The sequence below is a fragment of the Gordonia hongkongensis genome, assembly GCF_023078355.1.
Classification (GTDB): domain Bacteria; phylum Actinomycetota; class Actinomycetes; order Mycobacteriales; family Mycobacteriaceae; genus Gordonia; species Gordonia hongkongensis.
Window position 1 is genome coordinate 1969330 of the sequence record NZ_CP095552.1, and the last position, 23608, is coordinate 1992937.

Here is a 23608-nt window from a genome sequence, read left to right on the forward strand (position 1 = left end):
TGCCCGAACCCGTCCGACTCCCCGACGCAATGGCACCTCCGGCCGTTGACTGTTCCGTGAACACAGGGTGGTATCCGCTTCTGGTCCGTCTCCATCGTCAACTCACCGCCGTCACCGACGACTTCACCTACGTGCAGATCAAGGGGAAGTTCGGGGTCCTGCGCTGCTACGTGAATTACGGAGAGTCGGTCGACGAATTCACCCGCGGTGTCTGCGAGCTCCTGATCGACGCCAGCGTGGAGGAGTCCAGCACGATCTGCGAACTGTGTGGCCGGCGCGGACGAATCCGAACGGGCATCGCCCGCGTCCGTACCGCATGCGAGTCGTGCTTCCGAGGAGTCGACATGCAGTAGGCATCCATCGGCTGTCGGGCGACCAGACGATTGCCTGGTCGGCCCTGTCGATCACGCGGGTTCCGTCCGACACGCACACGTGCGCTGTGTCCGCGGCGTCACCTGGAACCATCGCTACACAAGGAGAATTGAAATGCGCAAGATCATCCGCACGGCTCTCATCGGCGCCGGAGCCATCATCCCCGCGCTCGCACTCGCGGTCCCTGCCGAGGCCGTGATCACCGACCAGTACGACCGCGTGAAGACCGTATTCTGTTCGTCCGAGCGGTACGGCAACGACGTCGAATACGACAACGGCAACCGCCACTACGATCAGCGGGTCCAGCTCTCGGAGCGGAACAACGGACTCTGGTGCGGATCGTCGAGCTTCACCGAGTACAAGGAGTACGGCCAGTACATCTCGGCAGACATCCAGAATGACAACGCGAGCTACGTGTACTGCGCGATCTGGATCAACGGGCAGATCGCTGAACGCGACGAGGACCGCTCCGAGTACGGCGCTTGGGCCATGTGCTGATCGAAGCTTGCTCGACCGGGGCGCCCTTGTCTGGACGTGTAGTCCGTCCGTACCAATTTGAGCCGCGGGCCATCCGTTGAGCGCGCTATCCGTATCGAGCCGTGGGACGATGCCGTGTCTGTCGGTACTGAGAAAGGGTCGCACATGCGTCGGATCGTGCTGGGAATCATCGGGATCGCCGCTCTGGGTGTGATCACAGGGTGTGCGGAGGAGCAGGCGCCTGCGCCGGAGACGGTGACCGCAACCGTCACCGCCACCCAGGCCACCAGCTCCACGACCGCGGTCTCCACCGGTGCCGCCGCATACTCGTCGGGGACCAGTGCTGAAGCGAGTGCCGACGTCGATGCGATCCGGTCTGTGAAGCTGGAGTTCTACAGCGGGGACAAAGTGGGAGACAAGATGATCCAGCTCAATCGACGCGGCGGTACGAGCTTCCCGGGAGTGAGCTGGACGTCGCGGTCGGAGGACGGCGACCTCGAGTCGGATGACTGTGCGGTGGTGATCGATGTGACCGGTCCAGGCGATGTCGATGAACGGTACCGGAGCGATGAATGCAGCGGCGGGCGGACGTTCAGCCAGATGCCATCGATCACCGTACCGGGCGACTACCGGATCACGGTGTCGGTGACCCCGCCCATTGGTGGACAGCCGATCGTGGCCACCGAGACGATCAAGGTGATCGGAGTCGGACAGTGAGGTGGGACAATTCACCGGTCCGGAGGACAGACCTGCTTGATCTGGCACCGTAGATTTCGTCCAATGCGTGGAGTCTTCGATCCGCGCACTTCGCGCATCGGAAGGGATGACCAATGAGAAAACGATTGACCGCCACGATGGTTGCGAGCGCTGCGGCACTGACACTCGCGGTGGGCGGAGCAAGTGAAGCATCCGCAGCGCCGACCCAGTGCACCAAGGGTGGGGGCTTCACCTACTCAGATGCGTTGTGCAAGGGCGGAAACGGTTCGTACCAGGCATATGCGGTCTGCTTCAACACAGTCAACCCCAAGCTGTTCGGGAAGAAGTTCGTGCAGAGTTCGTGGCAGAAGGCGAGAAGCGGTAAGACGGCCCGAGTGTGGTGTCCCGCGCCGTATGCCGTCGAGAGCCGTGGCATCGGGTTGCGGAACTGAGGTAACCGACGCCCTACAGCTAGACGACGCGCACCGGTTCCGGTCCACGTCGCCAGGCCATGATGCCGCTCTCAGCGAACACCGCGCGAGAGCGTTTGCCCGACAACCAGACCGAGCGCACCCTCGGCAAACCTCGAGACCGGCCCGACGGCGGTGTCGAGCGCCTCGTCGTAGCCGTCGCGTGCCTCGCCCCACAGGCGGCCCGACGAGCCGTTCGGCGTGACCCCGATCAGGGCGATGAGCTCACCGGTGGTGGGGATGCAGATCGCCCAGACGAATCGTGTATCCGACTCCCAGTCACGCTGCGCCGCAGCGACGTACGCGGCGGGGTCGTCGACCTCGAGATGAGACAACGCCGGGACGTCGGTGATCCGCTCGTCCGCACGAAGCGCACGCAGATACCACGTCCCGGCGTTGATCTCGACTGGTTGCATTGCCTTGTTGTCGGGTTGACCCTTCGTGACGCCCCTCCGCAAGCTCCGGGGCTCCTCAGGGAGCAGGGCGAAGGGGCCCGCTTGTCTGCTCCCTGAGGTGCGAGCGAAGCGAGCCTCGAAGGGTCCTCGCAACTCGCCTCACCAGGCCCTTCGTGGCTCGTCGCTTGCGCTCCTCGCACCTCAGTATCTGCGGCCTGGCGGCCGTCGTGGGGGTCGAAGAGTTCGTGCTGGTCACCGGCGCGTGGGGGGTTGATAGTGGAGGGGTGGGATGCGGTGACCTTGAATTCCTCCCTTGTGCCGAAGAGCCAGTACCTCAGTGTGAGGCGCGGGGCCTGCCACGGGAATCGTGGATTGTTGCTATGAGCACGCGGATTAGACTCCTGCATTTGTTTGCCCCGTCCGCAGCCCACTTTTCGAGGACTCGAAAAGGAGACCGAGATGGAAGTGCTGCATGCCCGATGTGCCGGGATGGATGTGTCGAAAAAGGATGTGAAAGTCTGTGTCCGCCTGGCTAGTCCGGGCCGAAAGACCGTGCAAGATACCACGACCTGGTCGTCGATGAGCGGCGACATTCTGCGGCTGCGGGACTATCTGATCGCCGAGCAGGTGACGTGTGTGGTCATGGAAGCCACCGGCGACTACTGGAAACCGTTCTACTACCTCCTCGAAGACGCCCCGTTCGAGGTGATGCTGGTCAACGCCCACGACGCCAAGAACCTCCCGGGCCGCAAAACCGATGTGTCGGATGCGGCGTGGCTGGCGCAGCTGGCCGCCCACGGGCTGTTGCGGGCCTCGTTCGTGCCACCGGAACCGATCCGACGGTTACGCGATCTGACCCGCACCCGCACCGCGATCACCCGCGAACGCGGCCGCGAGATTCAACGGTTGGAGAAAGTCCTCGAAGACGCCGGCATCAAACTGTCGGTGGTGGTCTCCGATATCAACGGGGTCTCGTCACGATTCATGTTGCAGGCGCTGGTCAAGGGTGAACGCGATCCCGCCGTGTTGGCGGAGTTGTCGGTGAAACAACTCCGCCGCAAGATCCCCGCGTTGACGAAGGCGTTGCAGGGCCGCTTCACCGACCACCACGCGTTCCTGGTCGAGTTGCATCTGGATTTCATCACCGAACACACCACCCGGATCGACGCGTTGACCGAGCGCATCGAGAAGGTGATGGCGCCGTTTCAAGCCAAGCGGGACCTGATCTGCACGATCCCGGGTATCTCCACCAGCACCGCCGATGTGATCATCGCCGAGACCGGCGGCCAGATGGCCCAGTTCCCCACCCCAGGCCATTTGGCCTCGTGGGCGGGGGTCTGTCCCGGCCAGCACCAGTCCGCCGGACGGGTCAAGAACGTCAAAACCCGCCCCGGTAACCGTCACCTTAAAGGTGCTCTCGGGGCCGCGGCGTTGTCGATCGCCAGCCACAAAGGCACTTTTCTCAACGCCAAGTACCGGCGCCTGGTCCGCTCCCGCGGCAAACCCAAAGCGATCGTCGCCCTCGAGCACACCCTGCTCACTGTGGTCTGGATCATGCTGACCGACAACGTCGTCTACGACGAACCCGGCGCCGATTACTACCAGCACCGCCATCCCGAACGCACCAAGAACCGCGCTATCTACGACCTACACAAACTCGGATACGAAGTCACCATCACACCCCACGGAGCGGCCTGAGCAGCCACCTCACCACACTCTTCGGATTAGGGACCAGTAGTTTTTTGCGGTTCTTTCGAATTATGGGGCGGAAGTCACTTCAGCTCGAGCAGCACCGTGCCCTGGGTGACGGCAGCGCCGGCCTCGATGGTGAGGCCGGTGACGACGCCGTCCTTGTGGGCGGTGACCGGGTTCTCCATCTTCATGGCCTCGAGGACGACGACCAGATCACCGGCGGCGACCTCCTGGCCCTCCTCCACGGCGACCTTGACGACGGTGCCCTGCATCGGAGCGGCCACGGCGTCGCCGGAAACGGCTGCGCCGCCGCCCTTCTTGCGTGAACGTTCCTTCGGCTTCTTGCGGACGACGCCGTTGGCCGAGCCGCCACCGCCACCGAGGGCGAGATCGCCGGGCAGCGACACCTCGACGCGACGGCCGCCGACCTCGACGACGACGTTCTGCCGCGGGGCGGCTTCGTCCTCTTCGATGGGCTCGCCGCCGGTGTACGGCTCGATCGGGTTGTCCCAATCGGTCTCGATCCACTTGGTGTAGACGTCGAACTTCTCGCCGTCGCCGATGAAGGCGGGATTGGAGACGATGTGCCGGTGGAACGGGATGACCGTCGCCAGGCCCTCGACCTCGAACTCGGCCAGTGCACGACGCGAACGCTCCAGCGCCTGCTCGCGGGTCTCGCCGGTGACGATCAGCTTGGCCAGCATCGAGTCGAACTGGCCGCCGATGACGTCACCCTCGACGACGCCGGAGTCGACGCGGACGCCGGGGCCGGTCGGCTCCTTGTAGACCGAGATCGGTCCCGGGGCGGGCAGGAAGTTGCGGCCGGCGTCCTCACCGTTGATGCGGAACTCGAAGGCGTGACCGCGCGGGGTCGGGTCCTCGGTGATCTCCAGTTTCTCGCCGTTGGCGATGCGGAACTGCTGACGCACCAGGTCGATGCCCGCGGTCTCCTCGGTGACCGGGTGCTCCACCTGCAGGCGGGTGTTGACCTCGAGGAACGAGACCAGCCCGTCGCTGCCGACCAGGAACTCGACCGTGCCGGCGCCGTAGTAGCCGGCCTCGCGGCAGATGGCCTTGGCGGACTCGTGGATCTTGGTGCGCTGCTCGTCGGTCAGGAACGGAGCCGGGGCCTCCTCGACCAGCTTCTGGAATCGACGCTGCAGCGAGCAGTCGCGGGTGCCGGCGACGATGACGTTGCCGTGCTGGTCGGCGATGACCTGGGCCTCGACGTGGCGGGCCTTGTCGAGGTAGCGCTCGACGAAGCACTCCCCGCGACCGAACGCCGCGACGGCCTCGCGGGTGGCCGACTCGAACAGGTGCGGGATCTCCTCGATCGTGTAGGCGACCTTCATGCCGCGTCCACCGCCGCCGAATGCCGCCTTGATGGCGACCGGCACGCCGTGCTCCTGGGCGAAGGCGACGACCTCGTCGGCGTCCTTCACCGGATCCTTGGTGCCGGGGGCCATCGGTGCGTCGGCCTTGAGCGCGATGTGGCGCGCGGTCACCTTGTCGCCGAGGTCGCGGATCGACTGCGGTGACGGACCGATCCAGATCAGCCCGGCGTCGATGACGGCCTGCGCGAAGTCGCCGTTCTCCGACAGGAAGCCGTAACCCGGGTGGATCGCGTCGGCGCCGGATTTCTTGGCCGCGTCGAGGATCTTGTCGAAGACCAGGTACGACTCCGCCGATGTCTGCCCGCCCAGTGCGAAAGCCTCGTCGGCGAGTTTGACGAACAGTGCGTTCGCGTCGGGCTCGGCGTACACCGCGACGCTCGCGATACCTGCATCCCGGGCGGCGCGGATCACGCGGACAGCGATTTCGCCACGGTTGGCGATGAGGACCTTGCTGATTGCGGACGGAGTGTTCGCAGAGGTACTGGGCACTTGTTCTCCTGGGCCTTACTCGTACTCAGGTGCACGACGCGGTAGCGCACGCGACACGTTTGGCGGACGTCGGTCAAGTCTGGCGGCCCGCCGTCACCGGCCGGGATGCGGACGGCGAGGGCGATGCGACACCTTCGCGGTGCAGGTGTCGTGACCTTCCGGGCAATACCCTAGCCCACCGAGCAATCGTTCGGTGGAGCCCTGGGTCACAACGCCGGAGAGAATGTGCTCGCATCACCGAGGCGTCGGACCAGTTCGGCGAAAGCACGCAGGTAGGCGTGGACGGGACCACCTGTCGGGTCGATCGCCCAACCGTCTTCGGAACGGGCCTCGGCGGCGGGAAATGTGACGTTTCCCTCATGTTGTGCACCCGGGGTGTTCGCCGAGGCGGCGACGCCGAGCTCACGCAGTGGCGACTCGCGCGGGAACCGGGCGGAGTACCGCAGCCCCGACGGGGTGCGGTTGATCCAGATGTACACCTCGTCGGGCGAGTAGCTGTGACTGCGGAGGACCTTCGCACGCCCCGCGTCGGCGGCCCCGGCGCCCGGCGCATAGCGCGTGTCGATGAACGAGATGACGAACCGCGGGCCACCCTCGTGCCCGATCAGGTCGGCCACCCGCAGGAACGGCAGCGAAGCGCCCTGACGCCCGTGCTTGAGCGCGGCGGTGGATCGGACGACGGCCTGGTCGAACGTCGGGGAGTCGGACATGTCCAGACAGAAGGGAGCGACCCCGACGAACCAGCCGAGGGAGGTCAGCCAGCGGGCGTCGTCGCGCGTGTGCCGCGGCAGCACACACCGGAACTGCCGATCGCCGGTCAGTTCGTGGTGCACGACGGCGAAGGCCGCCAGCACCCCGGCGGTCAGCGTGCCGCCGGCCTCCGAGCACATCGCGGTGAACCTGTTGGCCGTCGCGTCGTCGGCGACGACACCCCACAGCGACTCCCGGGGAGTGCCGCGTCCGTGTCGACATCGTCGGGGGCGACATCGTCGGGGGTGCGGTGGCCGGTGGCCGGATCGGCCGTGTGCAGGCCGGGCATGTCACCGTTGCCGGCGGCCAGGAACTCCGACCACAAGCCGACGGCCGGATGATCGCGCCCGGTCTGGTCGGCGAGCCGGCGTTCCGCGGCGCTGAAGTCGACATAACTGCCGACCTCGGGCAGATTCGCGCCGCGATGCTCCCGCGCCGCCCGGTACATCGACACCAACTCCTGCTGGGCCATGATCAGCGAGTACCCGTCGACCAGCGAGTGATCGGCGGCGAAGAGGAGCGTGAACGAGCGTTCGCGTCCGACCGTCGCGAACCGGTAGGCCGGCCAGTGCAGCGGTGCGGTGGCTCGATCGAACGAGCCCGCCAGTTGCTCCACGAGCGGACCCGACTCGGCGTACCAGCCGACCCGGCCCATCTTGAGTTTCACGGTCCCCGGCGCGGTGGTCAGCCGCTGCAGGCCGGAGCCCTTGATCACGACGTGACTACGCAGCACCTCGTGCCGGTCGATCCACTGGGTCAGCACCGACCGGATGGCCGGAATCGACAGCGGCTCGTCGAACTCGATGCTCAACCCGAGCCAGGCCTCACGTCCGCCCTCGCGACGCGTGCGGACCCGGTACTCGAACGCCGCCCGCAGATGTTGCTCGTGATTGTGCGAGGTCAGACGCGAGTCGTAGTCCCAATTACCCAGTCCGCCCGGCACATACGGCGTCCACTCGACGAGACCGCCGGGCGCGATGGGTTCGTCGCGGATCTGGATGAACTTCATGCCCCGGGGGTGTCGGGCACCTGGGCGCGAACCTGCGCCTTGATGCGGCCCAGCATGCCCGCCATACCCCGCAGGCGCAGCGGACTCACGGCGCTGCCGAGTCCCAGGTCGTAATAGAAATCCGATGGCACGTCGAGGATTTCGCGCGCCGACGCGGTGTCGAGCCCCTGATGCAGGATGGCGGCGAAACCGCGGGTCGTCGGCGCCTCGCGCGGAGCGCTGAAATACAGCCGCACCGACGACGGGTCGGCGGCGTCGACGGACAGGAAGACCGGCGACTGGCACTCGGGTACCGGTTCCATCGCATCCTGCTCGAGATGCGCCGGTATGTCCGGCAATTCGCCGGCGAACTCGAGCAGGAGGGTGACCTTGTCGGAGTCGCCGAGTGCGCCGAAGTCGTCGACGATCTCGGCCAGGGCTGGAGGCAGACTCATCGTGCGGTCGGGTTCACTCGGTGCCGGGAACGGCGCCCGGCTCCTCGCCGACGGCGATCGGCACGCGCACCGCGTTGCCCCACTCGGTCCACGATCCGTCGTAGTTGCGGACCGCGGTGTGCCCCAGCAGATGTGTCAGCACGAACCAGGTGTGGCTCGACCGCTCACCGATGCGGCAGTAGGCGATCGTGGGCGTCTTCGGGTCGAGCCCGGCGTAGATCTCGTCGAGTTCGGCGCGGCTGCGGAAACGGCCGTCGGGGGCGGCGGACTTCGCCCACGGGATCGAGATGGCGGTCGGGATGTGCCCGCCGCGCAGCGCGCCCTCCTCCGGGTAGTCCGGCATGTGCGTGCGCTCGCCGGTGTACTCCTGCGGGGAACGGACGTCGACGAGGGGCTCGGTGCCCAGGGCCTCCAGGACCTGCGGCGCGAACGCGCGGATCTTGGCGTCGTCGCGCTCGACCACCGGGTAGTCCGACCGCGGGTAATCGGGGACGTCGAAGGAGGTGTCACGGTCCTCCGCCATCCAGGCGTCGCGGCCACCGTCGAGCAGGCGGACGTCCTCGTGGCCGAACAAGGTGAAGACCCACAGCGCGTAGGCGGCCCACCAGTTGCTCTTGTCGCCGTAGATCACGACAGTGTCGTCGCGTTCGATTCCCTTGCTGCGCATCAGTTCCGCGAACTGCTCGCCGTTGATGTAGTCGCGCGTGACCGGGTCGTTGAGATGCAGGTGCCAGTCGATCTTCTGAGCGGTCGGGATGTGGCCGATGTCGTAGAGCAGCACATCCTCGTCGGACTCGATGATCTTGAGTCCTTTGGCGCCGAGATGCGCCGACAGCCACTGGGTCGTCACCAGCCGCTCGGGGTGGGCGTAGTCGGCGAAGGCCGGATTCGGGTCGGTGTCAACGCTCACGGTGCTCTCCAGCTCGCTGTTCGGACGTTCCGCGTGGATCACGCGCGGACCATCTGCGGTCCCGCTGATAAAGCGTAGGGCATCGGCCGGACCGTGCTTCGATCAGACGACAAACCCCAGGTGAAGCAGGTCCCGCCTGCTACGTTCGCCGAATGATCGATCGACGCGGGCCCCTCGCGATGCGGTGGGCGGTCGCTCTGGCCGCCGTGGTGACACTGACTGTCGGAAGCGGATGCGCACTCATCCCGTCCGAGGATTCCGGGGAGCCCCGTCCGTCGTCCGCGTCGACGAGCAGCGCACCGAGTCCGACGCCGTCGCGCTCACCGGACCCGACCGGCGACGCCGACGCGGCGCAGTGCCGGCCCGACGACTGCCCGAAGTTGCCGACGCCGACCGCGGAACTCATGACCAGCGGGGTCACTCCGGCCAACGTGGACACCGCGGTGCCCGACTACCTGACCACGCTCCTCGATGACCTCGACCAGACATGGGGTGGGTGGTTCGACGAACTGGGCTGGGGCGACCCGGCACCGGGACGGGTGCTGATCGAGTCCGGCACCTCCTTCGCCACGGAGTGCATTGCCGGCGAAGAGGATTCGAACCCGGTACCGATCCCGTCCGACGAGGCCAACGCGTTCTTCTGTGGAGTGGACACCGAACCGAACGGAGAGGGCACCCCGACCGAGGGCAGCATCGTGCTCCCGGTCGACACCTTCGCGGCCATCTGGGACGGCAACGTCTTCGGGGTGCCATCGCCGATCGTCGGCGACTTCACCGCGGCGATCGTGGTCGCTCACGAATACGGCCACAACGTCGTGTTCCGGATGGCCGAGGCGTTCGACATCCCCGACAGCCGTCTCCCGGCCGGCAAGAACAGCGAGCTCATCGCCGACTGCCTGGCCGCGAACTGGGGTGCGACCGCCTACCAGCGTGATGCGCTCGGCGCGCGGGAGATCCTTCAGGTCGCGACGCTGCTGCCGATCATCGGCGACACCGGCGGCGCCTCCGGACACGGCTCGGCGCGCGAACGTGCGGTGGCGTTGACGGTCGGACTGACCGGCCCGCAGTTCAACCGCCAGGGTCAGCCGGTCGACTGCATCGAGCGGTACTGGCCGGAATTCTTCGAGGTGGAGTAGGGCCACCTCAGGGAGCGGGTCGTCGTCAGTGGCGCCAGAAGTCGGTGACCGAGAGCCCGACGTCGGCCAGGAGGGTGCGGACCAGCGGCAGGCCGATACCGATGACCGACGACGGGTCGCCCTCGATGCGCTCGACCAGCCAGCCACCCAGACCGTCGAGGGTGAATGCGCCGGCCACCTGTAGAGGTTCACCGCTGGCGACATACCGCTCGATGACGTGGTCGTCGGCGGCGGCGAAATGGATCGTGGTGGAGCTCGTCCCGCCGGCGGTCGCGGGCCGGTCGAGGCGGATCAGGTGATGGCCGGTCAGCAGGTCCGCGCTACGACCGCCCATCTCCGACCACTGCGCGACGGCGCGTTCGGGGGTGTGCGGTTTGCCGAGCAGCCGGCCGCCTAGATGGAGCATCGAGTCGCAGCCGATGACGGCCACGGCGCTGCCGGACCCGGCGAGTTCGGCGATCTCCGGAAGTGCCGCAACGGCTTCCGCCTTCGCGCGGGCGAGTTCGGCGACCACCACACCGGCCGGTGTGGAATCGGGGATCGCGGCGAGGAGCGCATCCTCGTCGACATCCGACACCCGCACGACCGGCTCGACGCCTGCCGCCCGAAGGATGCGGAGCCGGGCAGGGGAGGCCGAACCGAGTACGAAGATCGGGCCGGGAGTACCCGGCCCGATCTCGGATTCGGATGTCATCGTCAGTAACGCAGGTTGGTGAAGCTTCCCGGACCGCCCCACTGCGGACGCAGCCGGTCGATCGGGTGGCCCCAGTCGTTCCGGGTCTCGGGCTCGGCCGAACCGCCGCCCGAACCGGCACCGGCGAGGACGGTCACCAGCACGGCGAGGTCCTCGTCGGTCGGATTGCCGCCGACGACCGTAAGGAACGGACGCTCGGACTTCGTGGAGTCTTCGCTCACGGAATTCTCGCTCTCGGAACTGACCGCTGGTGTCACAGGGGGATGTTGCCGTGCTTCTTCGGCGGCAGGTTGACCATCTTGCGCTCGAGCAGCTTGAGCGCGGTGGCGATCTGACCGCGGGTGTGGCTCGGCGGGATCACCGCGTCCACGTATCCGCGGGCGGCCGCGACATACGGGTTGACGAGGGTGTCCTCGTACTCCTCCTGCAGCTGCAGACGCAGTGCGTCGACGTCCTCGCCCTTGGCGGCCGCGTCCTTGAGCTGGCTGCGATACACGAACCCGACCGCACCCGAGGCGCCCATGACGGCGATCTGGGCGGTGGGCCACGCCAGGTTCACGTCGGCACCCATGTGCTTGGAGCCCATGACGTCGTACGCGCCGCCGTAGGCCTTCCGGGTGATGACGGTGATCTTGCCGACCGTCGCCTCGCCGTAGGCGTAGAGCAGCTTCGCACCGCGACGGATGATGCCGCGGTACTCCTGATCGGTGCCGGGAAGGAAGCCCGGGACGTCGACCAGGGTGACGATGGGGATGTTGAAGGCATCGCAGGTGCGCACGAACCGGGCGGCCTTCTCCGAGGCGTCGATGTCGAGGCAGCCGGCGAACTGCGTCGGCTGGTTGGCGACGATGCCGACGCTGCGACCGTCCACCCGGCCGTAGCCGACGATGATGTTGGTCGCGTACTCGGCCTGCACCTCGAGGAACTCGTCGTCGTCGAGGATGCGACGGATGACCTCGTGCATGTCGTAGGGCTGGTTCGGCGAATCCGGGATCAGCGTGTCGAGCTCGAGGTCCTCTTCGGTGAGGGTGTCCTCGATGGAACCGGCGGCCGGCTGCGCGACGGGCAGACGCGGGGCATCGGCGCGGTTGTTGCTCGGCAGGTAGCTCAGGAGTTCCTTGACGTACTCCAGGGCGTCCTCTTCGTCGGAGGCGACGTAGTGCGCGGTGCCCGACTTCGACATGTGCGTGTGGGCACCGCCGAGCTCCTCCATCGTCACCTCTTCGCCGGTGACCGTCTTGATGACGTCCGGACCGGTGATGAACATCTGGCTGGTCTGGTCGACCATGACCACGAAGTCGGTGAGCGCGGGGGAGTACACGTGACCGCCGGCCGCGGCGCCCATGATCAGCGAGATCTGCGGGATGACACCGGAAGCACGCACGTTGCGGTGGAAGATCTCGCCGTAGAGGCCGAGCGAGACCACGCCCTCCTGGATGCGGGCCCCGGCGCCGTCGTTGATGCCGATCAGGGGGCGACCGGTCTTGATCGCGAGGTCCATGACCTTGACGATCTTCTCGCCGTAGACCTCGCCGAGGCTGCCGCCGAAGACCGTCGAATCCTGCGAGAAGACGCAGACCTCGCGACCGTCGATGGTGCCGTAACCCGAGACGACGCCGTCACCGAGCGGGCGGCGCTCGGCGAGTCCGAAGTTGGTGCTGCGGTGCCGGGCGAGGGCGTCGAGTTCGACGAAGGACCCCTCGTCGAGCAGGTGGGTGATCCGTTCCCGCGCGGTGAGCTTGCCCTTGGCGTGGGTCTTCTCGACGGCGGCCTCACCCACCGGATGCTTGGTCTCCTCGAGACGATTGCGCAGATCGGCGAGCTTTCCCGCCGTCGTGTGGATGTCGGGAGCGGCGGCGTCGTCGCGCGAAGCAGTGGTCATGACTGACGATGCTAACTACCCGAGTGTGAGCCACGTCAACCGGATCAACGTGAGATATCCCTCAGGTTTACGAGCGATCGGTCGGTGGGCACTCGGGTCGACCGTGAAACCGGTGGTATCCGTTCGTGCGGAGGCGGCGGCCAGTAGTTTCGTCAGGTATGAGTCTCGACGCCGATCTGCTCCGCACCCGTCTCACCGGCACCCGCTGGCACCGGATCGAGGTGGTCGAGGCGACCGGTTCGACCAACGCCGACCTCGTGTCGCGCGCCGCCGGCGAATCCGTCGGGGGCACCGTGCGGATCACCACCGACCAGACCGCCGGACGTGGCCGCCACGCCCGCACCTGGACCGCGCCGGCCGGCACGCAGCTGGCCATGTCGGCCGCGCTCGACGTCGCCGACCACACCGAGGACCTGGGCTGGCTGTCGCTGCTGGCCGGACTCGCCGCCGTGCAGGGTGTCGACGACGCGATGGGGATCCGTCCGACGCTCAAATGGCCGAACGACGTGCTGATCGACGGCAAGAAGGTCGCGGGCATCCTCTCGGAATACACCCGCAGCGAGCATGCCGCAGGTGGCCCGGGAGGCGTCGCGGTGATCGGCACCGGGCTCAACACCACGATGGCGGAGGAGCAGCTGCCGGTCCCGACCGCCACCTCGCTCCGGCTCGCCACCGGCCGCGACGTCCCGCTGACCGAGCTCGCCGCGTCGTACCTGCGGGCGCTCTCCGAGCTGCTCGACCTGTGGCCGCACGACCTGGACGGCCTCGCGGCGCGGTACCGCGATGACAGTGACACCATCGGCCGTCGCGTACGGCTGGTCCTGCCCGGCGATCGTGAGGTCGTCGGCACCGCGACCGGTGTCGACTCCTCCGGCCGGATCGTCGTCGACGCCGACGGTGAGCAGGTGGTGGCCGCCGCGGGGGACGTCACCCACCTGCGGCCGGAGTGACTTCGACTCGGCTCGTCGCTCCGCTCCTCGCCGGCTCAGCCGGCGGGGCGCTGGACGCTCTTGCCGGCCATCGCCGGGATAATCGTCAGCGAGGGCAGACCGATCACCAGATGCACGATCGCGGTCTCGATGCCCACCGAGATCTGGTTGTAGGTCAGGATCGGGATCAGCACGGCCGCCACCAGCAGCAGGCCGACGATCCACCGGTAGAACTGATCGGGTGACGGCGTGACCAGGTGCAGCACGTACCAGAGCGCACCCGCGGCGAGCGCGCACAGGAAGCCGACGACGCCGAACCAGAGCTCGCTGGCGGCGACCGGGTTCCACACGCCGAACTTGCCCGACTCGTTCACCTTCTCCACGAATGCGGAGATGATCCAGGCGACGAGCCATGCCGCGAGACCGGTCACCACGCCGGTCATGACCACACCGCCGGCGAACGTGACGGGGTTGATGTCCGGGCCACGACGGGGCGTGGCGGGTTGGCCGGGCCGGCCGTAGGCGCCCTGGCCCCCGTACGGATCCCCCGCATATTGATCGGCCGCGTACGGATCGCGCGCATACGGGTCGTTCTGGCTGCTGTAGGCACGCGACTCGGGTGTGTAACCGGACTCGTAGCGCGCGGTCCGCGGGTCGCGGGGATCCTGGTAGCTCATGGCGTTCTCCTCCCCGACCGGTCGTGAAAGCCGATGGTCGGATCTGGTGTCGGTCGGATCTGGTGTCAGGGCCCTGGCATGCTCACGGCACGAGGACGGCGGCGGTCGGCGTGATTGGCAGTCTACTGCGGCACCCGGCCGTTTATGCTGAGCCGCATGGCCTATCCGCGGGAGAATCTGGCGTCGGGGGAACGCGTCGTCCTCCATCGGCACCCGCACTGGAAATGCCTGCTCGGGCCGTTCCTGTTGTTCGGGCTCCTCACCGCCGCCGCCGGCGTACTCCTCGGCGTCATCACGTCGTCGGGGTTGCGGTCGACGCCGCAGACCGTGCTGCTCATCGCGGTCGCGGCGGTCTGGGCCATCGGCTTCTGCTGGTACTTCGTCCGCCCGCTGATGTATTGGAAGACAACGCATTTCGTGCTCACCGACCGGCGGGTGATGTTCCGCAACGGAATCATCACCCGGTCGGGCATCGACATCCCGATCCGCCGGATCAACACCGTCGAGTTCCGGCACGGCCTCGTCGACCGGATGTTGCGCACCGGCACGCTGGTCATCGAGTCGGCCTCCGACGAACCGCTGTCCTTCGACGACATCCCGCAGGTGGAGAGGGTGCACGCGCTGCTTTACCACGAGGTGCTCGACGTCCACGACGACGACGATCATCCGTGGGATGGACACCGGCGCGATTCCCACGACCAGCCCGCCGACGGTCCCGTGCACCCCGGTGACCGGGCGGAGAACCGGGGGTCCGCGACCGATGACGACCGTGCTGCTCGCCGAGGACGACGCCGCGATCGCCGAACCGCTCGCGCGGGCGCTGTCGCGTGAGGGTTACGGCTGCGATGTGGTCTCGACCGGGGCGGATGCCCTGGAGAAAGCCCTCGACACCCGCTATGAACTGCTCATCCTCGACCTCGGGCTACCGGTGCTCGACGGTCTGGAGGTGTGCCGGCGGGTACGGGCCCAGCGACCCGCGCTCGCGGTGCTGATGCTGACCGCACGCACCGACGAGGTGGATTTCGTGGTCGGCCTCGACGCCGGTGCGGACGACTATGTGGGCAAACCCTTCCGGCTCGCAGAACTCCTCGCGCGCGTGCGCGCGCTGCTGCGGCGCCGCCAGCCCGGCGACGTCGTCCTCGAGGGCGGTACCCTACGCCTGGACGCGCGGGCACGCCGCGTCCTGGTGAACGGACACGACCTCACCCTGGCCAACCGCGAGTTCGACCTGCTGCGCTTCCTCATGGAACGCGCGGGCGAGGTGGTGACGCGCGAGGAGATCCTCACCGAGGTGTGGGGTTCGGCCGACCTGCGGTCGTCGAAGACCCTGGACATGCACATCTCGTGGCTGCGCCGGAAGATCGGCGACGACCGCCACGACCGTCCCCGCCACATCGTGACCGTGCGCGGCGTCGGATTCCGGTTCGACCCCTAGTCGTCTCATGCGCCGTCGCCTGCTCACGACCATGATCGCCGTCCTGCTGGCGGTCGGTGGGCTGCTGGGCATCCCGCTGAGTGTCGTCGCGTGGTGGTGGGTCGCCGACAACGCGCATCAGGACCTCGACAATCGGCTGAAGGTCATCGCAGACCAGCTGATCCGGCAGGAGGGGGCCGACGGCCGGATCCCGCCGGAGTCCCTCGACCGTGAGGCGTTCCAGCTGCTGCTGCCGCCGAACGGCAGCCTGATCGTCACCTTCCCCGACCTCACCGGCACCCTGCAGCGCACGGTGGTCGGGGCGGACATCAGCGAGCCCCGGCTCTCGGAGTCCATCGCGCTCGGCGCAGCCGGGACGCTGACCCTGTCCATCCCGCGCGACGAGGTGCGCAACGACCAGTTCACCGCCGCGTCGATCGTGGCCGTCATCGTCGTCGCATCCGTCATCGGCGGCACGCTGGTCGCCGCGGTCACCGCGGGTCGGATCGTCGATCCGCTGACCGATCTCGCCGATCGGGCCGCGACCATGGGCCGGGGCGACTTCCGGACCCAGTGGAAGATGTACGGCATCGCCGAACTCGATCGGGTGTCGCGTGCACTGGCCGACGCGAACGCCGAACTCGCCCTGCGCCTCGAGCGCGAGCGAGAGGTCGCCGGTGACGCCTCCCATCAGCTGCGCAGCCGCCTCACCGCGATCCAGCTGCGCCTGGAGGAACTCTCCCTGCACGATGACCCCGCGGTCGTCACCGAGGCCGAGGCCGCCCTCGATCAGATCGAGCGGCTCGCCGCCGAACTCGACGAGCTGGTCGAGGCGTCCCGGGCCGACGAACCCGCGCCCGAGTTCGTCGACGTGTCGGACATGCTGACGACGCTGGTCGGGGATTTCCGGCACGCCTTCGAGGCGAGGGGCCGCGAACTGCTGGCGACCTTCGACGGCGTCCCGCACGCGCTGACCGCGAACCCGGGTCGTCTCCGGGAGGCGGTCAGTGTGCTGGTCGACAACGCCCTGCAGCACGGCCGCGGGACCTGCCGGATCCACGTCGGCACCCTGCCCGCGGGAGATCTGGTGCGCATCACCGTCGCCGACGAGGGTGACGGGGTCGCCGACGAGATCGCCGCACACATCTTCCGTCGGGGTTTCTCGGCCGGGCGACGGCCCGGCGCGGGCCGGAGCGGGGTCGGCCTGTCACTCGCGCGGGCATTGATCGAATCCGACGGTGGCCGACTCGAACTGACCGTCCGGCGACCGCCGGTGTTCGCGATCGTCGTGCCCGCGCGGCTCGTCACCGGACGCGATCAGCTCGGCACCGACCGGGGCGACTCCGAACTCGCCGACGAGATCGACGAGAACTCCGGCCGGTCCCCGCGATCGGGCGTCAGGCGTGACCGAGTTCCTCATCGTTGAGCTCGGCGAGCGAGGGGTGCAGGTCGGTCGATCCGGCGTCCCCGCCGCGCAACTGTTCTTCGGGGAAGGCGAACTTGCGCAGTGCCCAGAACCGGAACGCCATCTGCATGAGGTTGCCGATGATGTAGCCGAGCACGAAGTCGATGACCACGATCTCGGACACGCTCAGGTTGGAGCGCATGTCGAAGATGTTGTTGGCGACGAACAGTGGAGCGGCCTGGAGGATGACGCCGATACCGCTGATGGCGAAGAACAGCATCGCCTCGTGGTGACGTTCGCGGCCGCCGCGGTTCTTGAACGCCCACTCGCGATTGAGGATGTAGCTCAGGATGGTGGCCAGGACGCCGGCGATGACCTTGGCGATGACCGGCTTGGTCTCCAGGACCGTGAGGCTCAGGCTGTAGAAGATGGCGAGGTCGAAGACGAAGGTGGTCCCGCCGACCATCGCGAACTTGATCAGTTCGTGGTGCCGCATCACGAGCCGACGGACCGGCGCTGGGAGGCGGGCGATCATCTCGTCGATCAATGGCACAAGATCCGAGTGTACGAAACGAAACCGCCGGGACACGTGCCGGGCGGTTGTGCGAATGATGCCGCATACATGCCACGATGGTGCGCGTGAATTCACGCGAGCAGGTCGGCGGGGCCGTGTCCCCGTCGTCGCAGGTGCCGCCGGTCCCTGAATCGGGGCGCCCGGGCGGCCGGGCGTCGGGGATGCCGACCGTGACGATGATCGGCGGCGGCCAACTCGCTCGGATGACCCACCAGGCCGCCATCGCCCTGGGCCAGTGCCTGCGGGTACTGGCGGCCTCGGAATCCGATCCGGCCGCCCAGGTGAGCGCCGACATCGTCCTGGGGTCGCACGACGACCTCGACGATCTGCGGCGCGCCGCGTCCGGGTCGGTCGCGGTGACCTTCGACCACGAGGGCGTCCCGCTGGCGCACCTGCAGGCACTCGAAGCCGACGGCGTCGCGGTGCTGCCGCCGTCGAAGGCGCTGCATTTCGCGCAGGACAAGCTCGCCATGCGGGTCCGGCTGGCCGAGCTCGGACTGCCCGTGCCCGACTTCGCCGACCTGTCCGGGGACCGGGCCGCGGCCCGGTCTCGTCTGATCGAGTTCGGCGAGGCCAACGACTGGGCCATCGTCGTCAAGGCGGTCCGCGGCGGTTACGACGGCCGCGGGGTGTGGCTCGTCGACGGCGCGGACGACGCTCTCGCGGTCTTCGACGAGTACCCCGACGACGCACCGGCGCTGCTCGCCGAACAGAAGGTGCCGATGCGACGAGAGTTGTCGGCGATGATCGCGCGGTCGCCGTTCGGTCAGGGTGGGGCGTGGCCGGTGGTCGAGACCATCCAGCGCCACGGGCAGTGCGCGGTCGTCCTGGCACCGGCTCCCGGGCTCGACGACGAGGTCGCCGCGCAGGCACAGCAGATGGCGTTGCGGCTGGCCGACGAGCTCGGTGTGGTCGGTGTGATGGCGATGGAACTCTTCGAGACCGTCGACGGCGAGCTGGTCGTCAACGAGCTGGCGATGCGTCCGCACAACAGCGGGCACTGGACGATGGACGGCGCGGTGACCTCGCAGTTCGAGCAGCACCTGCGCGCCGTCCTCGACTATCCGCTGGGCAGCACGGCACCGAGTGCGCCGGTGACGGTGATGGCCAACATCCTCGGTGCGGCGGACGCACCGGCGATGTCGATGGACGAGCGGCTGCACCACCTCATGGCCCGGATGCCCGAGGCCAAGGTGCATCTCTACGGCAAGGGCGAGCGACCCGATCGCAAGATCGGGCATGTGAACATCGTCGGGCGCGAAGGGGATTCGCCGGAGTCGGTACGGGAGCGTGCCGAACGCGCGGCCCAGTGGATGTCGCGGGCGACGTGGACCGACGGATGGGATGAACATTCATGAGTGAGACGCACGGCCCGCGGGTGGGCCTGATCATGGGCAGTGATTCGGACTGGCCGACGATGAAGGCGGCCGCCGAGGCCCTCGCCGAGTTCGACGTGCCGTTCCAGGTGGGTGTCGTCTCGGCTCACCGCACGCCGCAGCGCATGCTCGACTATGCGGCCGGCGCGGCAGGCCACGGCATCGAGGTGATCATCGCGGGCGCCGGTGGCGCCGCGCATCTTCCGGGCATGGTCGCGTCGGCGACCCCGCTGCCGGTGATCGGGGTACCGGTCCCGCTGCGGCATCTCGACGGACTGGATTCGCTGCTGTCGATCGTGCAGATGCCCGCCGGGGTCCCGGTGGCCACGGTGTCGGTCGGGGGTGCGCGCAACGCCGGGCTCCTCGCGGTCCGGATCCTCGCCGCGGCCGACGCCGACCTGCGCGCCCGGATGGTCGAATTCCAGCAGGGGCTCGAACAGATGGTTCTCGACAAGGACGCGGCACTCCAGCAGGAACTGTTGGGGGAGTAGCACTTCCGCCGATCAGATCGTCGGCTGCAGGCCGAGCTTCGCGGTGAAGAAGTCGATGACCCGATCGTAGGCCTCGCGGGTGGGCTGCCCGGGCTCGTCGCGGAGGTCCTCGGTGAGCACCGAATGTGGCCGCGGCAGCATCGAATCCGGGTTCGCGGACTCGTCGGGTAGCTCGATGCCGATGAAGGCGTCGCCGAGGATCTCCCGGAGATACGCGAATCGGGCTCCCGGCACCAGACGGTCGCCCTGGAAACGCAGACCCATCACCTCGAGGCCGCGTGCGCACCGCGCCTGCACCAGAGCGAGATCCGACTCGCTCACGTCGATGGCCCGCGCGCGTCCCGGCAACACCGCGAACGGCAATGAGGGCTGGGACAGCACCGGGGCGAGCATCCGCTCGTCGGTGGCCATCGCGAGTGCGAACCCGCCGGTGAAACACATCCCGACGGCACCGACCCCGGGGCCGCCGCACCGGTCGTGTTCGCGGGCGGCCAACGCCCGCAGCCACGACGCGACCGGTGACGTCTTGCCGGTGGCCAGGATCGTGAACTCGCGGGTGATGCAGGCCCGGGCGATGGTGCCGAGCATGTTCGTCGCCGAGCCGACCGCGCCGAGGTTGTCCGGGCGAGGATCACGGCCGTCGACGCCGAACAGCGACGGCAGCACCGCGGTGGCGCCCGCCCCGGCCACTCGGCGCGCGACGTCGGCGACCTTGGGGCTGATCCCCGGCATCTCGGCGATGACGATGACGGCGGGACCACTACCGAGGCGATGCACTCGGCGGGTGGTCCCGTACAGGGTCACGTCCTCGGCGTCGAAGTCGTCGAGCGGGTCGTCGGCCATCAGATCACGCCGCGTGCATTGTGCCGAGGAGTGCGGAGTCGAAGAGTCGCGCCGGGATGCGGGCACCCCGGGCGATGTCCGGCGAGTCCGACGGCACCACCCGCGGACCGGTCACCCGGTAGTGCCGGTTCTTGCGGATCAGGCCGAAGGTCCCGGCGGCCTGCACATTGCGGACCCAGTCGGTGTGCCGCCCGTACGTGAGGATAATGGTGAGCCGATCGCCGTCGACCCACGCCATCACCGGGATGGAGTAGTGCCTGCCGGACTTGCGTCCGACGTGCTCGACCATCGCGTACGGAGCCAGTCGGGGCGCCCATTGTCGCTGGATGGGGTTGGTCACTCGCTTGTTCAGCCGGGCCACCGCGCGGGGGATTCGCATGTCCCCACTGTGCCCGATCGGCGGCGTGCCCGCGGGGTTCACGACAGGATCAGGGTGGCCTTTTCCATCTCGGCGATCGCCGCGAGCCGTTCCGGTGAGGCCGCGGAGACGTGGACGAGGCTGCCGCCCGCCAGCAGAGGTGCCAGGAGGTGGGCGATCACCCGGTCGCCGGAGTACCACGGCCGGGTGGACACCACGCGGGCGCCCGGTCCGATTCCCTCGCGCTCGGCCGTCGCCCGGGCGTCGTCGAGCACCTCGTCGATGGGGGCGCCCTCGAGAGTTGCCGATACCGGGTAGCGGGACGAGTACTGATCTCCGTGGACCCGGACGACGCTGCCGTAGTCACCGACACCGGGCGGCAGATCGCGCAGCGGCAACGCGAACGGATCGAGCGAGGCGACCACGACCTCGTCGACGTCGGGATAACTGTCGAGGCGGTCGCGGCTGGTGAACAGGACCATCCCGTCGTCGGGGGTGTCGAAATGCACCTCGGCGCCCGCCCAGAGCGCGCCCAACAGGATGCCGGCCGTCTGCCAGTGTTCCGGGAGATCGACCCCGACGAAGGCGCCGTCGATGATGCCGATCTCGTCGACCAGATAGTTCGCGGTCTTCGCCGCCCAGTTGCCCAGCGTGGCGCCCGACAGTTCGGTGCGCTCACCGGTCGAATCGTCGTAGTAGGTCAGCAGCGGACGCGAATGATCGGTGACCGCGGCGAAGATCGCGTCGGTGACAGTGTTCGGAGTCAGTTCACGCACATCGGCCCCTCGTTGCCCGCGGTGATCGGCGGGCGCTTGTTGCCGACGCGCTCGCTCGCCGGGGTGTTGTCGGTCTGGTCGCCGGTGTCGCTGATCGAGCCCGGACCGGCGTAGGTGTTGGTGAGCACCACCTTCAGCTGATCGTCGCCGAGGGCGGGATCGGCGACGACCTCGGCGCCGCCGAGATCCTTGGCGAGAAGTCGAGCGGCGTCGCTCTCGTCCTTGGCGTACACGATCGAGTCCTTCGTGTCGGCCTTGCCGCTGGAGGTGGCTCCGACCCGGAAACCCTTGTTGGTCAAGATGTTCGCGACGTTCGAGGCGAGCCCGTCGATGGTGCCGGCGTTGACCACGTCGACCGTGTAGTCGCCGCGCTGGATGCCCTGCGTCTGCTTCGGTGCCAGCAGGTCACCGGTGAAGGCCTGGACCTCGCGCGGGTCCACCTGGACGACGCTCTGCTGACCGTCCTCGCTCCAGCCCTGCTCGGTCACGATCGGGATGGTCGCGAACTTCACCCGGCCGCCGCTGAGGTCCTTCAACTGTTCGGCGAACCGGATGATGTCCCAGTCGTCGTCGATGACCACCGACCGCGACACCGCGTCCTGCAGCTCCGACAGCTTGCCCGGATCGGTCAGGGTGTTCGCCGAAATGATCTTCTGCGTCAGCGACGCCATGAACGCCTGCTGACGGGTGATGCGGTCGAGATCGCCGCGGGGGAGGCCGTGGCGCTGGCGCACGAAGCTGAGCGCCTTGGGCCCGTCGAGAGTCTGACGGCCGGCGCGGAACCGCGCGCCCGTGAAGGGATCCCGGACCGCGTTGTTCAAGCAGACGTCGATGCCGCCGGCCGCGTTCGTCAGCAGCACGAACCCCAGCAGGCCCACCTCCGCGTAGTGGTCGACCTGCACGCCGGTCAGGTTGGCGACGGTGTCCACCAACGCCTTCCGGCCCGCCAGGGTGCCCTCGGACTCGGCCTCGCCCTCCGACTTGCCATCGGTGACCGCTTGCGCGCGAACGGTTTCGCGCGTCGTGCCGTAGGCGGCGTTGATCTTGCTCATCCCGACACCGGGCACGTCGACATACGAGTCGCGGGGGATCGAGATCGCGGTCGCCGACGAGCCGTCGTCGGGGATGCGGATCAGCAGGATGGTGTCGGTGTTGGTCGCCACCTCGTCTCCCGACCGCAGGAGTCGGAGTTCCTCCGGCGACAGCGGATTGCCCTTGGCGTCGGTCCGCGAATCGGTGCCCACGAGGAGGATGTCGACGGCCCCGTCTTCGGCGCCACCGCCGAGATCGAGTCCGCCGAGCTGGGTGATGCGGGTCTGCAGATCCGACATGGTGTTCCAGGCGTATCCGGTGCACAACAGCACCGCCACCGAGGCGACCGCGATGAGCGCACGACCCCAGCCGGCCCCCGGGGTGCGGGCACCTTTGCGTCGGCTGTCCGCCGGCGGCTTCGACGGTGGTTCCGGTGTCGACGACGTCGCCGCCGTGCGCCGGTCGCCGGACTTCGGTCCGGTCTGCTTCGGTCCGGCCGATTTCGGTCCGGTCTGCTTGGGTCCGGTCGGCTTCGGGTCGGTGGACTGACGTGCGGTCGGCTTCCGCGGGCTCGTCTTGGGGTCGCCCGGCTTCCGCTCGGACGTCCGCTTCGCGGCCGGGGCCGGGCGGGTGTGGATCTCGCCGGAGGTGCGTCGGACGGGCCGCGGCTCGCCGGGGCGGCGCTGCCGGGTCGGGGTGGGTTCCACGGCTTCTGGCGTGGCTCGTCGACCGCCGGGGGCGCGACGTTCGGAGTTGCGGGGGTCGGCGGCCGGCCGACGCCGGGGGTCGCGGGGTTCGCGTGGATCGGCAGCGCGACGTCGCGGGTCCGGCGGGGGCTGGCGTCGCGCTCGGGGTGGGGGATTGCCCGGTTCACCGGGGAGCGGTGCCGCGCGCCGCGGGGATTCGCGTCCATCTGGTCCACCGTCGTACGGG

Annotated in this window: 25 protein-coding genes and 1 pseudogene; 12 read left to right on the forward strand and 14 right to left on the reverse strand. The window is 68.2% G+C overall.

Going from position 1 to position 23608, the window contains the following annotated elements; translation table 11 throughout:
* The first annotated feature begins 56 nt into the window (after window positions 1-56).
* The 4 genes from MVF96_RS08920 to MVF96_RS08935 all read left to right on the forward strand — a co-directional run bounded on the left by MVF96_RS08920 (window position 57) and on the right by MVF96_RS08935 (window position 1997).
* Entirely contained in the window at window positions 57-353 is a 297-nt protein-coding gene (locus MVF96_RS08920) for a hypothetical protein (protein ID WP_247451873.1), read from the forward strand.
* A gap of 133 nt (window positions 354-486) precedes the next feature.
* Window positions 487-870, forward strand: a complete 384-nt coding sequence (locus MVF96_RS08925; RefSeq protein WP_211538125.1) for a hypothetical protein — start codon at window positions 487-489, stop codon at window positions 868-870.
* A 144-nt stretch (window positions 871-1014) separates the two neighbouring features.
* On the forward strand, window positions 1015-1566 hold the full coding sequence (locus MVF96_RS08930; protein WP_065632781.1) for a hypothetical protein: 552 nt from the start codon (window positions 1015-1017) through the stop codon (window positions 1564-1566).
* 113 nt (window positions 1567-1679) lie between these two features.
* Entirely contained in the window at window positions 1680-1997 is a 318-nt protein-coding gene (locus MVF96_RS08935) for a hypothetical protein (protein WP_083207517.1), read from the forward strand.
* 71 nt (window positions 1998-2068) lie between these two features.
* On the opposite strand, the gene MVF96_RS08940 is transcribed toward MVF96_RS08935, so the two are convergent.
* Window positions 2069-2431: a GNAT family N-acetyltransferase gene (locus tag MVF96_RS08940; protein ID WP_247451874.1), complete on the reverse strand. Its 363-nt coding sequence runs from the start codon at window positions 2429-2431 to the stop codon at window positions 2069-2071.
* Window positions 2432-2869: 438 nt separating this feature from the next.
* Here MVF96_RS08940 and MVF96_RS08945 point away from each other — a divergent pair, with 438 nt between their 5' ends.
* Entirely contained in the window at window positions 2870-4108 is a 1239-nt protein-coding gene (locus MVF96_RS08945) for an IS110 family RNA-guided transposase (protein WP_247451875.1), read from the forward strand.
* 74 nt (window positions 4109-4182) lie between these two features.
* On the opposite strand, the gene MVF96_RS08950 is transcribed toward MVF96_RS08945, so the two are convergent.
* The 4 genes and pseudogenes from MVF96_RS08950 to MVF96_RS08965 all read right to left on the reverse strand — a co-directional run bounded on the left by MVF96_RS08950 (window position 4183) and on the right by MVF96_RS08965 (window position 9088).
* Window positions 4183-5985, reverse strand: a complete 1803-nt coding sequence (locus MVF96_RS08950; RefSeq protein WP_058252690.1) for an acetyl/propionyl/methylcrotonyl-CoA carboxylase subunit alpha — start codon at window positions 5983-5985, stop codon at window positions 4183-4185.
* A gap of 206 nt (window positions 5986-6191) precedes the next feature.
* A pseudogene (locus MVF96_RS08955) lies at window positions 6192-7744 on the reverse strand (condensation domain-containing protein).
* Entirely contained in the window at window positions 7741-8178 is a 438-nt protein-coding gene (locus tag MVF96_RS08960; RefSeq protein WP_058252692.1) for a SufE family protein, read from the reverse strand. Before MVF96_RS08960 ends, MVF96_RS08955 begins: the two are co-directional and overlap by 4 nt.
* 13 nt (window positions 8179-8191) lie before the next feature.
* Window positions 8192-9088 (reverse strand): sulfurtransferase, encoded by an 897-nt coding sequence (locus MVF96_RS08965; RefSeq protein ID WP_055475116.1) that lies wholly within the window; start codon window positions 9086-9088, stop codon window positions 8192-8194.
* A 152-nt stretch (window positions 9089-9240) separates the two neighbouring features.
* Between MVF96_RS08965 and MVF96_RS08970 the strand changes: the two genes are divergently transcribed.
* Window positions 9241-10224 (forward strand): neutral zinc metallopeptidase, encoded by a 984-nt coding sequence (locus tag MVF96_RS08970; protein WP_247451876.1) that lies wholly within the window; start codon window positions 9241-9243, stop codon window positions 10222-10224.
* 25 nt (window positions 10225-10249) lie between these two features.
* On the opposite strand, the gene MVF96_RS08975 is transcribed toward MVF96_RS08970, so the two are convergent.
* From MVF96_RS08975 to MVF96_RS08985, 3 genes are read right to left on the reverse strand one after another with little or no spacing between them, the layout of a single operon-like run.
* A complete protein-coding gene (locus MVF96_RS08975) occupies window positions 10250-10918 on the reverse strand; it encodes a Maf family protein (protein ID WP_211538119.1) in 669 nt (222 codons plus the stop codon).
* Window positions 10919-10920: 2 nt separating this feature from the next.
* Window positions 10921-11139, reverse strand: coding sequence for an acyl-CoA carboxylase subunit epsilon (locus MVF96_RS08980; protein WP_171011626.1), 219 nt, complete (start codon window positions 11137-11139; stop codon window positions 10921-10923).
* Window positions 11140-11171: 32 nt separating this feature from the next.
* The gene (locus MVF96_RS08985; RefSeq protein WP_058252695.1) at window positions 11172-12800 is read right to left on the reverse strand and encodes an acyl-CoA carboxylase subunit beta; all 1629 of its coding nucleotides are present in this window, start codon (window positions 12798-12800) and stop codon (window positions 11172-11174) included.
* Between the two features lie 158 nt (window positions 12801-12958).
* On the opposite strand from MVF96_RS08985, the gene MVF96_RS08990 reads away from it, so the two are divergent.
* The gene (locus MVF96_RS08990; RefSeq protein WP_247451877.1) at window positions 12959-13750 is read left to right on the forward strand and encodes a biotin--[acetyl-CoA-carboxylase] ligase; all 792 of its coding nucleotides are present in this window, start codon (window positions 12959-12961) and stop codon (window positions 13748-13750) included.
* A 35-nt stretch (window positions 13751-13785) separates the two neighbouring features.
* On the opposite strand, the gene MVF96_RS08995 is transcribed toward MVF96_RS08990, so the two are convergent.
* Window positions 13786-14406, reverse strand: a complete 621-nt coding sequence (locus MVF96_RS08995; protein ID WP_247451878.1) for a hypothetical protein — start codon at window positions 14404-14406, stop codon at window positions 13786-13788.
* A 144-nt stretch (window positions 14407-14550) separates the two neighbouring features.
* Between MVF96_RS08995 and MVF96_RS09000 the strand changes: the two genes are divergently transcribed.
* Genes MVF96_RS09000 through MVF96_RS09010 form a run of 3 tightly spaced genes read left to right on the forward strand, consistent with a single transcriptional unit; the run spans window position 14551 to window position 17246 of the window.
* Complete coding sequence (locus MVF96_RS09000) at window positions 14551-15237, forward strand: PH domain-containing protein (protein WP_247451879.1); 687 nt, start codon at window positions 14551-14553, stop codon at window positions 15235-15237.
* Window positions 15167-15841 carry a response regulator transcription factor gene (locus tag MVF96_RS09005; protein ID WP_247451880.1) on the forward strand — a complete coding sequence of 225 codons (675 nt, stop codon included), beginning with the start codon at window positions 15167-15169 and terminating at the stop codon, window positions 15839-15841. Before MVF96_RS09000 ends, MVF96_RS09005 begins: the two co-directional genes overlap by 71 nt.
* A 7-nt stretch (window positions 15842-15848) precedes the next feature.
* Complete coding sequence (locus tag MVF96_RS09010) at window positions 15849-17246, forward strand: sensor histidine kinase (protein ID WP_247451881.1); 1398 nt, start codon at window positions 15849-15851, stop codon at window positions 17244-17246.
* Here the strand turns inward: MVF96_RS09010 and MVF96_RS09015 are convergent.
* A complete protein-coding gene (locus tag MVF96_RS09015) occupies window positions 17218-17778 on the reverse strand; it encodes a GtrA family protein (protein WP_197282748.1) in 561 nt (186 codons plus the stop codon). The genes MVF96_RS09010 and MVF96_RS09015 overlap by 29 nt on opposite strands.
* A 182-nt stretch (window positions 17779-17960) precedes the next feature.
* Between MVF96_RS09015 and MVF96_RS09020 the strand changes: the two genes are divergently transcribed.
* Together MVF96_RS09020 and purE are read left to right on the forward strand one after the other, a co-directional pair.
* A complete protein-coding gene (locus MVF96_RS09020; RefSeq protein ID WP_171011628.1) occupies window positions 17961-19157 on the forward strand; it encodes a 5-(carboxyamino)imidazole ribonucleotide synthase in 1197 nt (398 codons plus the stop codon).
* Window positions 19154-19666 carry a 5-(carboxyamino)imidazole ribonucleotide mutase gene (purE, locus tag MVF96_RS09025; protein WP_055475043.1) on the forward strand — a complete coding sequence of 171 codons (513 nt, stop codon included), beginning with the start codon at window positions 19154-19156 and terminating at the stop codon, window positions 19664-19666. The genes MVF96_RS09020 and purE overlap by 4 nt, the downstream gene beginning before the upstream one ends.
* 12 nt (window positions 19667-19678) lie before the next feature.
* On the opposite strand, the gene MVF96_RS09030 is transcribed toward purE, so the two are convergent.
* Genes MVF96_RS09030 through MVF96_RS09045 form a run of 4 tightly spaced genes read right to left on the reverse strand, consistent with a single transcriptional unit; the run spans window position 19679 to window position 23382 of the window.
* Window positions 19679-20509: a dienelactone hydrolase family protein gene (locus MVF96_RS09030; protein WP_159370541.1), complete on the reverse strand. Its 831-nt coding sequence runs from the start codon at window positions 20507-20509 to the stop codon at window positions 19679-19681.
* A 4-nt stretch (window positions 20510-20513) separates the two neighbouring features.
* A complete protein-coding gene (locus MVF96_RS09035) occupies window positions 20514-20888 on the reverse strand; it encodes a nitroreductase family deazaflavin-dependent oxidoreductase (RefSeq protein ID WP_247451882.1) in 375 nt (124 codons plus the stop codon).
* 38 nt (window positions 20889-20926) lie between these two features.
* Window positions 20927-21643 carry a TIGR03089 family protein gene (locus MVF96_RS09040; RefSeq protein ID WP_247451883.1) on the reverse strand — a complete coding sequence of 239 codons (717 nt, stop codon included), beginning with the start codon at window positions 21641-21643 and terminating at the stop codon, window positions 20927-20929.
* Window positions 21631-23382 (reverse strand): LCP family protein, encoded by a 1752-nt coding sequence (locus MVF96_RS09045; protein ID WP_418930428.1) that lies wholly within the window; start codon window positions 23380-23382, stop codon window positions 21631-21633. Before MVF96_RS09045 ends, MVF96_RS09040 begins: the two co-directional genes overlap by 13 nt.
* Between the last annotated feature and the right edge of the window lie 226 nt (window positions 23383-23608).

Excerpts from the sequence above, each read along its gene's own strand:
- MVF96_RS08970 (WP_247451876.1), top strand. The coding sequence starts at position 9,241 with ATGATCGATCGACGCGGGCCCCTCGCGATGCGGTGGGCGGTCGCTCTG.
- MVF96_RS08960 (WP_058252692.1), bottom strand. The coding sequence starts at position 8,178 with ATGAGTCTGCCTCCAGCCCTGGCCGAGATCGTCGACGACTTCGGCGCA.
- MVF96_RS09010 (WP_247451881.1), top strand. The coding sequence starts at position 15,849 with ATGCGCCGTCGCCTGCTCACGACCATGATCGCCGTCCTGCTGGCGGTC.
- MVF96_RS08945 (WP_247451875.1), top strand. The coding sequence starts at position 2,870 with ATGGAAGTGCTGCATGCCCGATGTGCCGGGATGGATGTGTCGAAAAAG.
- MVF96_RS09035 (WP_247451882.1), bottom strand. The coding sequence starts at position 20,888 with ATGCGAATCCCCCGCGCGGTGGCCCGGCTGAACAAGCGAGTGACCAAC.
- MVF96_RS09030 (WP_159370541.1), bottom strand. The coding sequence starts at position 20,509 with ATGGCCGACGACCCGCTCGACGACTTCGACGCCGAGGACGTGACCCTG.
- MVF96_RS08930 (WP_065632781.1), top strand. The coding sequence starts at position 1,015 with ATGCGTCGGATCGTGCTGGGAATCATCGGGATCGCCGCTCTGGGTGTG.
- MVF96_RS08940 (WP_247451874.1), bottom strand. The coding sequence starts at position 2,431 with ATGCAACCAGTCGAGATCAACGCCGGGACGTGGTATCTGCGTGCGCTT.
- MVF96_RS09020 (WP_171011628.1), top strand. The coding sequence starts at position 17,961 with ATGCCGACCGTGACGATGATCGGCGGCGGCCAACTCGCTCGGATGACC.
- purE (WP_055475043.1), top strand. The coding sequence starts at position 19,154 with ATGAGTGAGACGCACGGCCCGCGGGTGGGCCTGATCATGGGCAGTGAT.
- MVF96_RS08995 (WP_247451878.1), bottom strand. The coding sequence starts at position 14,406 with ATGAGCTACCAGGATCCCCGCGACCCGCGGACCGCGCGCTACGAGTCC.
- MVF96_RS09005 (WP_247451880.1), top strand. The coding sequence starts at position 15,167 with ATGACGACCGTGCTGCTCGCCGAGGACGACGCCGCGATCGCCGAACCG.
- MVF96_RS08985 (WP_058252695.1), bottom strand. The coding sequence starts at position 12,800 with ATGACCACTGCTTCGCGCGACGACGCCGCCGCTCCCGACATCCACACG.
- MVF96_RS08925 (WP_211538125.1), top strand. The coding sequence starts at position 487 with ATGCGCAAGATCATCCGCACGGCTCTCATCGGCGCCGGAGCCATCATC.
- MVF96_RS08990 (WP_247451877.1), top strand. The coding sequence starts at position 12,959 with ATGAGTCTCGACGCCGATCTGCTCCGCACCCGTCTCACCGGCACCCGC.
- MVF96_RS08935 (WP_083207517.1), top strand. The coding sequence starts at position 1,680 with ATGAGAAAACGATTGACCGCCACGATGGTTGCGAGCGCTGCGGCACTG.
- MVF96_RS09000 (WP_247451879.1), top strand. The coding sequence starts at position 14,551 with ATGCTGAGCCGCATGGCCTATCCGCGGGAGAATCTGGCGTCGGGGGAA.
- MVF96_RS08975 (WP_211538119.1), bottom strand. The coding sequence starts at position 10,918 with ATGACATCCGAATCCGAGATCGGGCCGGGTACTCCCGGCCCGATCTTC.